Here is a 15,052-nt window from a genome sequence, read left to right as displayed (position 1 = left end):
TATTAATCTGTATTTCAATTAATTTTTGGACATACTTGTGAGCTTTATTAACTGAAATGCCTTTATCAGTTGAATGAAGTACTTTTTCCACCAATTCATCATGAGTCAAAGTACTTACAAAATCAGGATGAGGAAATGCTTGAGCTATATTTAATGCGATTTTTGAATATCTGTTAGTAAATAGCTTTTCTAACCCTGGAAATGTTTGATGTAGTGTTTCGACTCACTCAACTTTGAGACGATTTTGGTTTATCTCCATTTCTAAGTGAAAGCGCGCACGTTCTCTCAGTTCAAAGTATATCTCTTCAGACTGACGTTGTACCTTTGAATCTTTCATTCTAAAGGCAAGAAGTGCAAGTTTATGTGCGTCTGACTTATCTGTTTTCCATGATCTTAATGAGCTCGTTTTGAACTTGGCTTCTAGGGGATTCATTTCTAAGTAATCTATTTTGTGAATTTCACAAAAGCGTTTCATGCCTCTTGAATAAATACCTGTTGATTCAAAGAGGATAAATAGAGAATCAAGATGCTTGATGTAATTTTTAAGATAACGATAGCCATTTTGATTATTTTGAATGACCATTTCTTTAACCAAAACTTCATCCTTATAATGTGCGACCACACTTTCTGACTTACTTATATCAATACCTAAACAGTTGATAAAAATCATACCTTTCTTTATTGAATTGAGAAATCTTTAACTTTACTTAGCCTTTTTCATTTCATTTTCCTATACACGGTTTCTAGAACCCAACATACTTCAATCGAATTTCAAAAGGAGAGTAAAGCTGATCAGTTTTTTTACGGATTCAAAGATCCACGGGACTGCGCGATCTACTTCTCTCTACAACTATAAAAAATAGCTGTGAAGAAATCTATCGTCATAAATTTCTTCACAGCTAATCTTAGTATGTTTGTTTTTAATACAATAAGTTAAAAAATACAACTAAATAAGATGTTAATATTTAGTTAAGAATTATTAATGAGTAGTTTATGTTAATTGCTGTTTCAAGCATATATCATGGTACATGTAATCCCAAAAAGAAAGAAGGAATTTGTTATGAACATGAAAATGGCATTAGTTTCAGGTGCTTTAGCGACAACATTTTTGCTAGGTGCTTGTGGTAACGACAACGCAGATAAAGCAAAAGAGGACAACAAAGCTGAATCTTCAATGCACGACAAAAAAGCGAATGAGTCTAAAGTAGATAATTCAAAAGTAATGAAAACAGGCACATTCAAAGGTGAAAACAACGAAATGGTAAAAGGTAAAGCTGAGATTAAAGATGGTAAGTTGATGTTAACTGACTACGAATCATCAAAAGGTCCAGATTTACATGTTTACTTAACAAAAGGTAATGTCATCAAAAACGGTGTGAAGTTAGATGCAGTTAAATATAACGAAGCAACTCAAACTTTCGACCTTAAAGATGTCAATGCAGCAGACTATGATACAGTAACAATTTACTGTGACAAAGCACACGTTATTTTTGGTTCTGCGGAACTTAAATAGTTAGACGGAATCGACATCATGAAGAAAGGAGAGTAACATATGGCGATAGCTTATAAAGTCTTAATTTTGATTATTCGCTTAGGATCAGGTTTTTATATCCTGATGCAAGGCTTTGAAAAACTAACGGGTGGTTTTGCGATTGATGGACTTGTTTCAGTAATCCGTGACAACCAAGATTCCCCACAATGGTATAAGACATTCTTTGAGTTTGCAGTTGCAAACCACCTGGAGCTTTTCAAATGGATGGTTCAAATAGGTGAGATTGCAATTGGTTTAGGTCTCATTTTAGGTGTTTTCTCATATACTGCGAGTTTCTTTGGTGTGTTTGTTATGTTAAATTATATTTTAGCTGATATGATTTTTACGTACCCACTTCAATTGTTGTTTTTCATTATTCTATTAATGAATAGAGAAACATTAGCATCATTGAGTTTAAATCATTTCATCAAACGTAAAAATATAAGGAATGATGAACATGACGCACATACTCATAGTTGACGACGAGCAAGACATCCGAGAAATCTGTAAAACCTATTTTGAATACGAAGGCTACCACGTTTCCACAGCATCAAATGGCAAAGAGACACTCGATTTATTAAATACGAATGTTGATGTTATGGTAATTGATATTATGATGCCTGAGATGAATGGATATGAAGTGGTACGCGAGATGAAAAATCAAGGACTCGATATCCCATATGTTTACTTAACTGCGAAGACAAGCGAACAAGACACCATATTCGGTTTAATGTTAGGGGCAGATGATTACGTCAAGAAACCCTTCAGTCCCCGTGAGTTAGTTATACGAGTGAAAAATTTAATGAATCGTGTCAACGTCACAAGTCCTTCAACACAAGAAACGATTCATTGTGGCAGACTCGTATTAAATAACTTAAACAAAACCGTAGAATTAGAAGGGGAAGTGATCCCTTTTCGCATCAAAGAGTTCGAATTGCTATGGTACTTTGCAAACCATGAATCAGTCGCTTTGTCCAAAACAGATTTGCTAGAACAAGTTTGGGGTTACGAGTATTACGAAGACATGAATACCCTAAATGTCCATGTTCATCGTATACGCGAAAAACTAGAGAAATATGGCTACGATGACTATATCATTGCAACGGTATGGGGATTGGGCTATAAATTTCAGAGGCAGCTTTAAATGACGATACGCAAGCAATTAATTTATTCGTTTATCGTCACAATTATCACAACGACCTTTTTATTCTATACGCTATATAAATTGATGTGGTTTGATGGACCGTTAACGATTCTATTAACGCTATGTTCATTTCTTTCTGGTATGATGACACTCATTATCGGTATCTTTTTTACAGTCCCCATGATTAAAAAGATAGAAAGGCTGAACCACAAAACTCAAAAAATAGCGAATGGCCAATTTGAAACAGAAAAGACAAAAATACATGCCCCAAAAGAAATACAACAATTGAGTGAATCTTTTGATCAAATGGTCGATAAAATTCAAGAGCAAATGAATCTTATCAAAGAAGAGCAAGAAGAAAAGATGAATTTAGTTCAAAATCTTGCCCATGATTTAAAAACACCCTTAGCAAGTATTAAGTCCTATTCAGAAGGATTGCGAGACGGCATTATCCATAGTGAATGTGATACGAAGAAAGCATACAGCATTCTTATAAGTCAGTCTGATCGGTTGTCGAGAATGTTCGACGATTTGACAGACGTCATCACAGTCAACCACCAAGAAAGCGAACAAACACTCATTCATATGGATCAATTGCTTATCCCAATATTTGAAATTTATTCACAAAAATTACACCATGAAAACAGACAGCTTGATGTAGAAATAGATCCTAATATCAAACCTTTTATTCAAGACCAACGCGCGATAGAACGTATCCTCATGAACTTCATCGATAACGCGCTGAAATTTTCTGACCACGGTTCGCCCTTAGCCGTGAAGGTCTTTGAAGAAAATGATGAAATTGCCATCTCCGTCATTGATCAAGGTATGGGTATTATGGAATCAGATATCAAAAATATATTTGAACGAACTTTTCGCGTAGAAAGTTCTCGACATAAAGATACAGGTGGTTCTGGTCTTGGTTTATATATTGCTAAAACTTTAGCGCATCAAATGGATGGGCATATCGAAGTGAGTAGCACATATGGTCAAGGGACAGCAATCACATTATACTTCCCTCCAAAAGTATGTTAAATATAAATAATAATTCTCAAACTCAGTACTTCTCAAACCTTTCATAAATTATATAGATAGATATTACAGGCGTTAGGCATAGTCCTAGCGTCTTTTTTGATGGATGGAAAGCTAAACGTTCAGAAATATAGCTTTCTCTCTTCACATTCTTTCATCTCACCTCCGTCTCTTTTTTGTTGCAATTGCACATCTCTCTTATACTGTTTCACCACTTTAAAAATGCCCATAAATAGGTGTTATTTCTTGATGATTTCTTTCTTTATTTCAATTTCCTATATGTTCAAACTTATCCATTTTTATATTAATCATGATTTTATGTTTTTGAAACCGCTTTGATTATGAATCGTTTAAGGTTTTAATAAAGACAACTACAGTGTGGTGCAAAGATGCGCGTGTAGTGAGTTCTGTCGTTTCCTTCGAGCTGCATATGCAAAATTTCGTTTTGAGAACTGAAGTGAATTGCACATCTATAAAACGACTGGAGCTATTACAATGATGACATAGGAGGTTGAACGTTGCTAACGAACAGACAATTTGAAATTTTAAACAAAGTTATCAAAGCTCAAGATTTCATTTCCATTGCTGAATTGGCAAATGAATTTGAACGCTCCGAAAGAACGATTCAATATGATATTGAGTACATTGAGTTTATGAAGGAAGCATTACAATTACAAATTCAAAGGAGTAAAAGTAACGGCATTAAAATTGAGTGTGAAAATTTCAGTGCAATTCGGCAGATGAATCGTGCGACTTTTCCAGATGTGCATTTTACGAAAAGTGAACGGCATTTACAAATTTTATTACATCTGTTTGAAGCGAAAGCACCTGTTAATTCTCGGATGTTATCTACTTTGGTTAATGTGTCGCGACGTACGATTGTAGATGATTTGAAAGATGTGACAGAGTGGCTTCAAGCGCAGGCGTTAACTTTACGTTATATGAAAAATAAAGGGTTTGTCATTGATGGAGATGAAGGGAGTTATCGCAAGGCTTATGGTCTCATTATTCACGATTATGTAAAGTCGACAAATGAATTAGTACGCAAGACATTATTTGAAAATGAAGATATGCAGTGGATGCGACAAATGGTCATTCGTACGTTAGAAGAAAAGGGGTATCCACTCTTTCAAATTGCGCTTGATGGATTAGTGATTCATTTGCTCATTGCGATACAGCGTGTTAAAAAACAATTTACGATGGAACCGCCGACAGAAGCACTCACAGCATTGATAGAGACGGATGCATTCCGAGTTGCTCAAGCGATTGCAGTCGAAGTCGAACAACATGATGACATTACGTTTCCGATATCAGAAACGATGTTCATAGCACTTCATTTATTGAGTGCTAAAAAGTTAAAAATTGAAAATGATCATGTTGGCACTGAAGAACTTAAAATTCTCATTCACCAATTTGTCGAAAGGATGAGTGCGAGCTTGGGCATTGATTTGATTAGAGACACGAAATTGCTCAATAATCTCTATCTACATTTGGCTCCTGCACTCAATCGGTTAACATATCGTTTCGTTCAACATAATCCTATTAAACAAGAAATTTATACTCAGTACATGGAAATAACAGAAGTGATTACCGACAATATTTGGATTTTTGAAGAATTATACGAGGTTGAATTTACAGATGATGAAATGGCATATTTAACACTTCATGTCGCTTCGGCAATTGAAAGATTGACACAGCATAGAGGTCGAAAAATCAAAATTGTATTATTGTGTGGCTCTGGTATTGGAACGTCACAATTATTAAAAGAGAAGTTACGAAAAATTTACCCAGAGTTTGATATTTTAAATGCTTATTCGTTGTATCAAATTGATGAAACACAGTTGAAAAAACGTTACGTCGATTATGTCATTACGACAGTACCAATCGAATTGGAATCCATTGAATGTATTAAAGTGACACCTTTTTTGGACGAGAAAGATAGAGAAAAACTTAATGACATCATTAATAAAGAACGGGAACGCTTTGTACATCATCTATCAAGACGAGGCTTGCAATTGAAACAAGTGATGAAATCTGAATTTTTGGGATCGATTCACCAAAAGATGTCTCGAAATGAAGCGATTGCTGAAGTGATGCGACCGCTAGAGCAAGCAGGCATGATTCATGCACAGTACAAAAAAGAAATTATCAATAAGTTGGATGAGTTTGGGGCATATATGGTCATCAGTCCGCATATTGCGTTACTTCACGGCAGTACAGAATTTGCGTTGAAGGGAGTAGGCATGACATTGTTTCATTTTGAACAAGGTGTCTACTTTGGACATGAGCGATTTGATCCGGTCAAGGTGATGATTGGTTTAGCGACCGATGAACCGCAAAAACATTTAACTGCTTTGAAAGAACTGAGTGACATATTGATGGATGACACCATGCGTGTCCAACTCTTAAATGGAGATTTGACGGGATTGAAAAATAAATTAGCGTGTTTGTAAAGGAGGCCGAATATGTCCTTAGAAATGCTGACAGAAGATAAGATCAATGTGAAAGAATGTGTGGCATCGTGGGAGGAAGCAATTAAAGAAGCGTCTCAACCCCTCGTAGAACAAGAGTATATTAGTCAAAGTTATATCGACGCGATGATAGATAGTGTATATCGACATGGTCCCTATATTGTCATTGCCCCGGAGATTGCGATTGCCCATGCGCGTCCGAATGGTAACGTGAACAAAGTCGGGATCAGTTTGTTGAAGCTCAATCAGCATATCAATTTTGGTGAAAAGAGCCACTATGCCAGCTTAGTTTTTGTATTTAGTGCAGTGGATACGCATTCACATTTGGATATTTTACAGAGTTTGGCACAGATTTTAGGAGATGTAGCAATAGTAAAAAATTTAATTCAAAGTCAAAATGAAAAGGAAATCTTATCAATTATCAAAGGGGTAGAGCAAAGATGAAAATTTTAGTGGTATGTGGTCACGGATTAGGAAGTAGTTTTATGGTAGAAATGAATGTCCAAGAAGTGTTAAAACAGTTGACGCTAAAAGATGCTGTCGATGTTGAACATAGTGACATTATGAGTGCAAGTCCTGAAATGGCTGATTTGTTTATTTGTGGACGTGACTTAGAAGAAAATGCGGCACGACTCGGGGATGTGCTCATTTTAGACAATATTTTAGATAAGGCAGAGTTAGAAGGAAAACTAATAGATAAATTCGAGACGTTAGATGTCATTTAAAAATAAGGAGTGTTGTCTATGCAAACGATACTTGATTTAATAGTTGATGTACTGAGCCAGCCTGCGATACTTGTTGCTTTAATTGCATTCATCGGCTTAGTTGTACAGAAAAAGCCAGTGTCAGTAGTGACATCCGGAACAATTAAAACGATTCTAGGTTTTTTAGTATTAAGTGCTGGCGCCGGTGTGGTTGTGCAATCATTAGAACCATTCGGAAAGATTTTCCAACATGCATTCGGAGTCCAAGGGGTCGTTCCAAACAATGAAGCGATTATTTCGATAGCTTTAGAAAAATATGGGACAACTGCAGCACTCATTATGGTATTTGGCATGTTAGTGAACATTTTAATTGCGCGCGTATCGAATTTGAAGTTTATTTTCTTAACTGGGCATCATACGTTTTATATGGCCGCATTTTTAGCCATTATTTTAACGGTAGGGCATATTAAAGGTGTGTTAACGGTTATATTAGGTGCATTAATTTTAGGATTGATTATGGCTGTATTTCCAGCATTAGCACAACCGACGATGCGTAAAATCACTGGTAATGATCAAGTCGCATTAGGCCATTTTGGGACAGTGAGTTATTGGGCAGCAGGTGAAGTAGGAAAGTTATTTAAAGGCCATTCTAAATCGACGGAAGAGATTAACTTTCCCAAAGGTTTGAGCTTTTTACGAGAAAGTACGATTAGTATTTCGTTAACAATGATTTTGCTGTATCTCATTGCGAGTTTATTTGCTGGTGTCGGTTATGTACACGATGAAATTAGTAAAGATCAAAACTTTATCGTTTTTTCACTCATTCAAGGGGTTACATTTGCGGCAGGGGTGTTTATCATTTTAACGGGCGTCCGCTTGATTTTGGCCGAAATTGTACCTGCATTTAAAGGTATTTCAGAAAAGTTGGTTCCGCATTCGAAGCCAGCATTAGATTGTCCGATTGTATTCCCTTATGCGCAAAATGCAGTATTGATTGGGTTTTTCGTTAGCTTTTTAACAGGTGTACTTGGTATGTTTGTGATGTTTTTAATTGGTGGTGTAGTGATTTTACCGGGTGTTGTCCCACACTTCTTCTTAGGTGCGACTTCAGGTGTGTTTGGTAATGCACGCGGTGGCATTAAAGGGGCTGTTGCAGGGTCAGCATTAAATGGTCTACTGATCACGTTTTTACCATTACTCTTCTTACCGTTTTTAGGAGATTTAGGACTCGCTTCAACGACCTTCTCAGATACTGACTTTTTAGTTGTTGGCATTGTATTTGGTAATATCGTCAAATATTTAGGCATTGTGGGTCTGGTCATAGGTATTATCATTGTAGCTGCCGTCGCGATTGTATTACAAAAGCGCGGTCGTACAGTTTCAGAAGCGACAAAGTCTTAATGAATCTGCATTTAAAATAAACTTGCACCTTTCTTAAAGAGACGCTATAATAGTGTCATAAGATTTCACACATGTACTACACCAAACCCCCTCACTCTGGACCAGTGAGGGGGTTTTTATGGTGTGGCTACAATCGCCTATTTTTGTCTCTGTTGTCTTTTTTGTGTAGCCAATAGGCAAATAAAGCAACAGTACAGCCACTTAAAGTAGTAGCTATATAGTGAAAAAAGATTTCACACATATGTCTACACCTCCCTTCTATGCCAAAATGACACCTAAAGGATAGGCGATACCCTATTATATAACATTATAAATGCAAAAATAAAGTTATAATATAAAAATAATCGTTTATTGTTTTTCTGCTGATGAATGGTTCTCTGTTTTTTTAAAAGTCAATCTCACATCGCGTGATACTTCAATTGTTCGACGTTCATTGACGTCACTTTTAAAAATTTTGTGATAAGCGCCTAGAAACATATGAGAGTAAATTTAGTTTTCATCAATAGAGTTGCATTTTTATAAAGAAAGGTTATAATAAAGATGTAAAATTTTACAATAGGTTTACACCTCACTTCCTCACTGTACCAGAGTGAGAGGGGTTTTTAATGGTGTGGCTACAATCGCCTATTTTTTTACCGTTATTTTTATTTCATAGCCAATGGACAATCAAAGCAATGGTACACCTACTGAGAACAGTGAGTGTGTATTGCTTTAAGATTTCACACACGACCCCTTCACTTTTTATTCAAAGTGAGGGGTTTTTATTATCGCTTATTTCTCATCTGACTCGTTTCTCACAATGCGATAATACATAGAGATATTCCTCATATTTAAAATCCATCCCCAGCAAATCTAACGACGATACACGTGATTTAACTAAAAACAATCGTACGATGAAGTTCCTTTTGACACCTTCTATCTCACAACGCTTTGTTCACATAATGTTAAAAAAGAAATGACAAATCGGTTAATGATTCAGATATCATTTGAAAATCACTATATATGGTGTTTATGATTGTTTATAGACACTACATATAGAAAAGAGTGATATTTTGACACAACTTGAAAAACAATTAACAGGTTTAATGACAAAAGATCCAACGATTGTAAATGAAAATGCTAATAAGGATAGTGAGACTTTTTCAACAATGCGCGATTTAACGGCAGGTGTCGTTTCAAAATCATACGCGTTACAACATTTATTACCCCCGCATGTTGCGATGGCGCATCAAAAAGGAGAAATTCACTTCCATGATTTAGATTACCATCCATTCCAACCGCTAACGAACTGTTGTCTCATCGATGCGAAAGGAATGATGGCACATGGTTTTCAAATTGGGAACGCACAAGTGACATCTCCAAAGTCAATTCAAACTGCCGCGGCCCAACTTGTTCAAATTATTGCGAATGTGTCTAGCAGTCAGTACGGTGGTTGCACGATTGATCGTGTTGATGAATTATTGAGTCATTATGCAAAGTTTAATGAAGAGAAACATCGTGAGGTTGCACGTGAGTTTGTTAAGAGTGATCAAATTGATGACTATGTAGATAAACGGGTAACCCAAGATATTGCAGATGCGGTCGAAAGTTTAGAATATGAAATTAATACGCTCTATACTTCAAATGGTCAGACGCCGTTCGTTACATTAGGGTTTGGATTAGGCATAGATGAGCTTAGTCGCAAAGTACAAACAGCAATTTTAAAGACACGGATTAAAGGACTCGGTAAAGACCGCATTACAGCGATATTTCCAAAACTCGTGTTTTCCATTAAAAAAGGGACTAATTTTGCACCAGAAGACCCGAATTATGACATCAAACAGTTGGCGTTACAATGTGCGATGAAGCGGATGTATCCAGATATTTTGAATTACGATAAAACTGTAGAACTTTTAGGTGACTTTAAAGCGCCAATGGGATGTCGCTCATTTTTACCTGCATGGCAAAATGCACAAGGTGAGTTTGAAAATAATGGGCGCTGTAATTTAGGCGTGGTCACGCTAAACATTCCACGTATAGCGATTGAGTCGGCTGGTGATATGACGCGTTTTTGGGATTTGTTTGATGAGCGGATGCAAGTCCTACACGATGCGCTCGTTTATCGTATCGAGCGTGTGAAAGAAGCTGTACCGAACAATGCACCAATATTATACAAACGTGGCGCTTTCAAACACCGAATTAATGAAGAAGATCCGGTCGATACATTTTTCAACCAACGACGCGCAACGATTTCGATGGGCTATATTGGATTATATGAAGCAGCGACTGTGTTCTTTGGTCCAAATTGGGAGACGAATCCTGAAGCGAAAGATTTTACATTAAATATTTTAAAACAAATGAAAAATTATCAACTTGAATGGACAGATCAATATGATGTATGGTTTAGCATCTATAGTACGCCTAGCGAGTCGTTGACGGACCGTTTTTGTCGCTTGGATCGAGAAGCATTTGGTGACATACCAGATATTACAGATAAAGGTTATTACCAAAATTCTTTTCACTACGATGTGCGTAAAGATGTCACACCCTTTGAAAAGTTAGATTTTGAGAAAGACTACCCTTATTTAGCATCGGGTGGCTATATCCACTACTGTGAATACCCTAAATTAGATCATAATGTGAAAGCGCTCGAAACTGTATGGGATTATGCGTATGACCGAGTGAGTTATTTAGGGACTAACATTCCGATTGACCATTGCTATGATTGCGGTTTTGAAGGTGATTTTGATACGACTGAGACAGGTTATCGTTGTCCGGAATGTGGCAATCAAAATCCAGAAACGGTGGATGTGGTGAAGCGGACATGTGGTTATCTTGGTAATCCTGTGCAACGTCCGACGATTGAAGGCCGCCATAAAGAAATGTGTGCACGAGTCAAACATCTGAAGGTACGTCAATCATGAGTGTATTAGATGTAAGCACTGGTGCCGGTTATATTGCGAAAATCGAATACCAAAGTTTTGTCGATGGTGAAGGTGTCCGATGTAGTGTTTATGTCTCTGGTTGTCCATTTCAATGTCAAGGTTGCTACAATAAAGCAGCCCAACATTTTCGCTATGGTGAAGCAATGACGCATACGGTGATGGAAGAAGTGCTTGATGCGTGTGCGCCAGAATATATAGCTGGATTAAGTATTTTAGGAGGCGAACCTTTTTGCAATTTGAAAGTTGTTGCGCCACTTGTTCAAGCTTTTCGTGCACGATACGGTCGTGAAAAGTCATTATGGATATGGACGGGATATTTATTCGAATATTTATGGCGTGCTAATGACCAACGGACAGAGATCATAAAACAAACTGATGTGATTGTAGACGGCATGTTCATGCAAAAATTATATCAACCTAATTTGCCCTATAAAGGGTCATTAAACCAACGTGTCATTGATGTTCATCAATTTATTAAAACTGAGATGATGAGCCAGTCGATTTACATTGAATAAACAGATGCGTGCTGATTCTCATAAATATAATTTTTCGAATTTTTGCAACTTGCAAGAAAATTCGGATTTGTATTATTGACATCGTTAAGGATGTTAGATAGACTTGTTGTAACATTAAAAGCCAGTAAAACACCCGCAAGGTTATTGCATTGGCCGTTCTATTTTCGCGATACATCTTGCATTTTAACAATTGAATCATACTTATCAAGATTGGTGGAGGGACAGGCCCTTTGAAACCAGGCAACCTATTCAGTTAGGTGCTAATTCCTGCAGGTGATTTTACCTGAGAGATAAGTCTTCTAGTAAAAGTCTATCTTTATCAGGTAGGCTTTTATTTTTTATGATTAGGAGGAATGTCAAATGAGAAGTGATTTTAAATTTGAAACGTTGCAATTGCACTCAGGACAAGAAGTCGACGAAAGTAGCCATTCACGTGCTTTACCAATTTATCAAACGACATCTTTTACTTTTGACGATACAGCACATGCGGCGAATTTATTCGGTTTAGATGAACTTGGAAATATTTACACACGTCTGATGAATCCTACAACGAACGTTCTTGAAACACGGGTAACCGAACTTGAAGGGGGTGTCGCTGGTGTAGCGGTTGCTTCAGGTATGGCAGCGATTACTTATGCGATTCAAGCTGTCGCGCAAAAGGGTGATCATATCGTAGCAAGTTCTACATTATATGGCGGGACACATACACTGTTCACACATACGTTACCGAAATATGGGATTGATGTCACATTAGTCGATACGACAGAAGTTAGTCATATAGAAAATGCGCTTCAAGACAATACGAAGGCCTTATTTGTAGAAACGATTGGTAATCCAGAAGGTAATGTTGAGGATTTTGATGCACTTGTAACAATTACAAAAGCACAAGGTATTCCACTTATTGTTGATAATACATTCGCGACGCCTTATCTTTCACGTCCGATTGAACATGGCGCGAACATTGTTGTTCACTCTGCAACCAAATTTATTGGTGGACACGGAACATCAATGGGCGGGGTCATTGTTGATGCAGGTAATTTTAATTGGGATAATGGCAAGTTTCCAGGATTAAGTGACCCCGATCCATCTTATCATGGTTTAGTATTCAGTGAAAAGTTTGGTGAAGCCGCACTTGCTTTTAAAATTCGAACAACAATATTAAGAGATACAGGAGCAGCAATCTCACCATTTAATGCATTTTTACTAACGCAAGGATTAGAGACGCTTTCATTACGGTTAGAACGTCATGTAGAAAATGCTGAAAAAGTTGCACAATATCTTGAAAAGCATGACAAAGTCGCATGGGTTAAATATGCTGGCTTGCCAACGAGTGAGTATTATGCGTTAAAAGAGAAGTATTTACCAAAAGGCGCAAGTTCCATCTTTACCTTTGGTGTCAAAGGTGGATACGAAGCTGGCAAAAAATTTATTGAAGGCTTAGAATTATTTTCTTTGTTAGCGAATGTAGGAGACGCCAAATCGCTTGTCATCCACCCCGCATCAACGACACATCAACAATTGACGGAGGCAGAACAAACAGCAGCAGGTATTGCCCCTGAAACGATTCGGCTTTCTATAGGCCTTGAGCATATCGATGATATTATTGCGGATTTGGAAAAAGGCTTTGCTAAACTTTAATTTTAAACGTCGCATAAAATAAAGGGAAATTCATGATACGGTAGATTGAAATGAATGCTTTTAAACAATGAAACTTCATATGGAAGATGCAGTTGTTCTACCGCCATGATTTTACCTTTCATTAATTAAAAAGTATCCCCATGAATATACATCATCGTCTTATCAAGAGAGATGGAGGGACTGGCCCAATGAAATCTCGGCAACAGGAATTGATTCACTGTGCCAATTCCAGTAGCACAATTGCTAGAAGATAAGTCAACTTTCACTATGCCTTATCTTCCTATTTTTAGGAGGTAATGTTCATGACACGAAAACAAATTCATTTTAACGGATTCGTCCAAAACTCTCCCGCTCCCCATGCTGCAGGTTTATGGAAACACCCAAAAGATAAAGGAGCGACACACCACAATTTAAAATATTGGACGAATATAGCTCAAACTTTAGAACGTGGTTTATTTGATGGTATTTTTATTGCTGATGTATTAGGTACTTATAGTGTTTATAATCAGTCCCATGACGCCGCAGTGAAACACGCAGTTCAACTCCCCGCACACGACCCTATCCCACTCGTTTCTGCTATTGCAGCAGTAACAGAGCATATTGGTATTGCACCTACTGTTTCTACTACTTATGCACAACCGTATAAACTAGCCCGTCAATTGTCTACACTCGATCATCTGACAAATGGTCGATTAGGTTGGAATGTTGTGACGTCTTATTTAGAAAGCGAGGCAGTGAACTTAGGCTTAAAAGAACGCTTGCCTAAAGCGTTACGTTACAGCCGTGCTGATGAATTCTTGCAAGTGAGTTATCAGCTGTGGGAAGACAGTTGGGAGGACGATGCAGTTGTTAAAACGCGTGAGACAGATACGTATGCTGATCCTTCCAAAGTTCATGCGATTCACCATAAAGGTACATTTTTCGATATACCTGGACCGCATCTTGTAGAGCCTTCCCCTCAAAGAACACCTGTTTTATTTCAAGCTGGTGCCTCCGAAAAAGGTAAAACGTTTGCTGCAAAGCATGCAGAGGCTGTGTTTACTAAACATACCTCTATTGAATCGTTACGAGCATATGTCACAGACATTCGTACAAGGGCACAACAATTTGGCCGTAATGGTGAAGATATCCTTGTTTTTCCAATGGTTTTGCCTATTATCGGTGAAACTGAAGAAGAGGCTTATGAAAAATATGAAGCACTGCAAAATGAAGTCAGTTATGAAGGTTCAGTCGCATTGTTAAGCGGACATACGGGTATTGATTTTTCTCAGTATGATCCAGATGAATATATCGAAAATATAGAAACAGAAGCGATGCAAGGCAATCTTAATTTGTATACAAAAGATCCACATCGAAAATGGACATTGCGAGAAGCGGTGAAAAATCACGGGTTAGGTAATGGAACGGTTAAGTTCATTGGCACACCAACACAAATTGCTGATCAATTGGAATTGTGGGCGAATGAAGGCGGTGCAGACGGTTTTAATATTGCACAAGCCTATTCTCCAGGTACGTTTGAAGAATTTGTGGACTTCATCATCCCTGAATTACAAAAAAGAGGTATATATCGTACAGAATATGAAGGTGAAACTTTACGTGAAAACATGTTTGGCAAAGGCCATACGAAAGTGAAACCGACACATCCCGCGCGAAATAAAAAAGTCAATTTAGTACAAATATAGGGGGATGATT

General features: G+C 37.3%; 14 protein-coding genes and 2 riboswitches. Of the genes, 12 read left to right on the top strand and 2 right to left on the bottom strand.

Translation table 11 applies throughout. The features are described from left to right. Positions 1-223: 223 nt before the first annotated feature. On the bottom strand, positions 224-670 hold the full coding sequence (locus BJK46_RS07520; RefSeq protein ID WP_262407871.1) for an IS110 family transposase: 447 nt from the start codon (positions 668-670) through the stop codon (positions 224-226). Positions 671-1,060: 390 nt separating this feature from the next. Here BJK46_RS07520 and BJK46_RS07515 point away from each other — a divergent pair, with 390 nt between their 5' ends. From BJK46_RS07515 to BJK46_RS07480, 8 genes are all read left to right on the top strand, one after another. Next, positions 1,061-1,513, top strand: coding sequence for a DM13 domain-containing protein (locus tag BJK46_RS07515; protein WP_014612843.1), 453 nt, complete (start codon positions 1,061-1,063; stop codon positions 1,511-1,513). 39 nt (positions 1,514-1,552) lie between these two features. Beyond that, a complete protein-coding gene (locus tag BJK46_RS07510; RefSeq protein ID WP_014612844.1) occupies positions 1,553-2,011 on the top strand; it encodes a DoxX family protein in 459 nt (152 codons plus the stop codon). Next, positions 1,989-2,675, top strand: coding sequence for a response regulator transcription factor (locus BJK46_RS07505; RefSeq protein ID WP_063278633.1), 687 nt, complete (start codon positions 1,989-1,991; stop codon positions 2,673-2,675). Before BJK46_RS07510 ends, BJK46_RS07505 begins: the two co-directional genes overlap by 23 nt. Further along, the gene (locus tag BJK46_RS07500; protein ID WP_014612846.1) at positions 2,676-3,710 is read left to right on the top strand and encodes a sensor histidine kinase; all 1,035 of its coding nucleotides are present in this window, start codon (positions 2,676-2,678) and stop codon (positions 3,708-3,710) included. 515 nt (positions 3,711-4,225) lie between these two features. Beyond that, positions 4,226-6,160 (top strand): BglG family transcription antiterminator, encoded by a 1,935-nt coding sequence (locus tag BJK46_RS07495; protein WP_014612847.1) that lies wholly within the window; start codon positions 4,226-4,228, stop codon positions 6,158-6,160. 12 nt (positions 6,161-6,172) lie between these two features. Next, a complete protein-coding gene (locus BJK46_RS07490; protein WP_014612848.1) occupies positions 6,173-6,622 on the top strand; it encodes a PTS sugar transporter subunit IIA in 450 nt (149 codons plus the stop codon). Beyond that, positions 6,619-6,903, top strand: a complete 285-nt coding sequence (locus BJK46_RS07485; RefSeq protein ID WP_014612849.1) for a PTS sugar transporter subunit IIB — start codon at positions 6,619-6,621, stop codon at positions 6,901-6,903. Before BJK46_RS07490 ends, BJK46_RS07485 begins: the two co-directional genes overlap by 4 nt. 18 nt (positions 6,904-6,921) lie before the next feature. After that, the gene (locus BJK46_RS07480; RefSeq protein WP_014612850.1) at positions 6,922-8,283 is read left to right on the top strand and encodes a PTS ascorbate transporter subunit IIC; all 1,362 of its coding nucleotides are present in this window, start codon (positions 6,922-6,924) and stop codon (positions 8,281-8,283) included. Between the two features lie 127 nt (positions 8,284-8,410). On the opposite strand, the gene BJK46_RS07475 is transcribed toward BJK46_RS07480, so the two are convergent. Beyond that, a complete protein-coding gene (locus BJK46_RS07475) occupies positions 8,411-8,524 on the bottom strand; it encodes a type I toxin-antitoxin system Fst family toxin (RefSeq protein ID WP_110144662.1) in 114 nt (37 codons plus the stop codon). Positions 8,525-9,335: 811 nt separating this feature from the next. On the opposite strand from BJK46_RS07475, the gene nrdD reads away from it, so the two are divergent. The 4 genes from nrdD (at position 9,336) to BJK46_RS07455 (ending at position 15,042) form a co-directional block, all read left to right on the top strand. Continuing rightward, positions 9,336-11,186: an anaerobic ribonucleoside-triphosphate reductase gene (gene nrdD, locus BJK46_RS07470; protein ID WP_014612852.1), complete on the top strand. Its 1,851-nt coding sequence runs from the start codon at positions 9,336-9,338 to the stop codon at positions 11,184-11,186. After that, a complete protein-coding gene (nrdG, locus tag BJK46_RS07465; RefSeq protein ID WP_101485281.1) occupies positions 11,183-11,722 on the top strand; it encodes an anaerobic ribonucleoside-triphosphate reductase activating protein in 540 nt (179 codons plus the stop codon). Before nrdD ends, nrdG begins: the two co-directional genes overlap by 4 nt. A gap of 198 nt (positions 11,723-11,920) precedes the next feature. Then, a riboswitch (SAM riboswitch) is annotated at positions 11,921-12,019 on the top strand. Positions 12,020-12,082: 63 nt separating this feature from the next. Further along, a complete protein-coding gene (locus BJK46_RS07460; RefSeq protein ID WP_103263667.1) occupies positions 12,083-13,360 on the top strand; it encodes an O-acetylhomoserine aminocarboxypropyltransferase/cysteine synthase family protein in 1,278 nt (425 codons plus the stop codon). A 156-nt stretch (positions 13,361-13,516) separates the two neighbouring features. Beyond that, positions 13,517-13,617: riboswitch (SAM riboswitch) on the top strand. A 45-nt stretch (positions 13,618-13,662) separates the two neighbouring features. Continuing rightward, positions 13,663-15,042 carry an LLM class flavin-dependent oxidoreductase gene (locus BJK46_RS07455; protein WP_014612856.1) on the top strand — a complete coding sequence of 460 codons (1,380 nt, stop codon included), beginning with the start codon at positions 13,663-13,665 and terminating at the stop codon, positions 15,040-15,042. Positions 15,043-15,052: the final 10 nt, after the last annotated feature.

The organism is Staphylococcus pseudintermedius, assembly GCF_001792775.2.
Classification (GTDB): domain Bacteria; phylum Bacillota; class Bacilli; order Staphylococcales; family Staphylococcaceae; genus Staphylococcus; species Staphylococcus pseudintermedius.
Note: the sequence above shows the minus strand (reverse complement) of the source record. Positions and strands in the feature narration are given on the sequence as shown.

Coding starts and splice junctions, on each gene's coding strand:
- BJK46_RS07520 (WP_262407871.1), bottom strand. CDS start 670: ATGATTTTTATCAACTGTTTAGGTATTGATATAAGTAAGTCAGAAAGT.
- BJK46_RS07515 (WP_014612843.1), top strand. CDS start 1,061: ATGAACATGAAAATGGCATTAGTTTCAGGTGCTTTAGCGACAACATTT.
- BJK46_RS07510 (WP_014612844.1), top strand. CDS start 1,553: ATGGCGATAGCTTATAAAGTCTTAATTTTGATTATTCGCTTAGGATCA.
- BJK46_RS07505 (WP_063278633.1), top strand. CDS start 1,989: ATGACGCACATACTCATAGTTGACGACGAGCAAGACATCCGAGAAATC.
- BJK46_RS07500 (WP_014612846.1), top strand. CDS start 2,676: ATGACGATACGCAAGCAATTAATTTATTCGTTTATCGTCACAATTATC.
- BJK46_RS07490 (WP_014612848.1), top strand. CDS start 6,173: ATGTCCTTAGAAATGCTGACAGAAGATAAGATCAATGTGAAAGAATGT.
- BJK46_RS07485 (WP_014612849.1), top strand. CDS start 6,619: ATGAAAATTTTAGTGGTATGTGGTCACGGATTAGGAAGTAGTTTTATG.
- BJK46_RS07480 (WP_014612850.1), top strand. CDS start 6,922: ATGCAAACGATACTTGATTTAATAGTTGATGTACTGAGCCAGCCTGCG.
- BJK46_RS07475 (WP_110144662.1), bottom strand. CDS start 8,524: ATGTGTGAAATCTTTTTTCACTATATAGCTACTACTTTAAGTGGCTGT.
- nrdG (WP_101485281.1), top strand. CDS start 11,183: ATGAGTGTATTAGATGTAAGCACTGGTGCCGGTTATATTGCGAAAATC.
- BJK46_RS07460 (WP_103263667.1), top strand. CDS start 12,083: ATGAGAAGTGATTTTAAATTTGAAACGTTGCAATTGCACTCAGGACAA.
- BJK46_RS07455 (WP_014612856.1), top strand. CDS start 13,663: ATGACACGAAAACAAATTCATTTTAACGGATTCGTCCAAAACTCTCCC.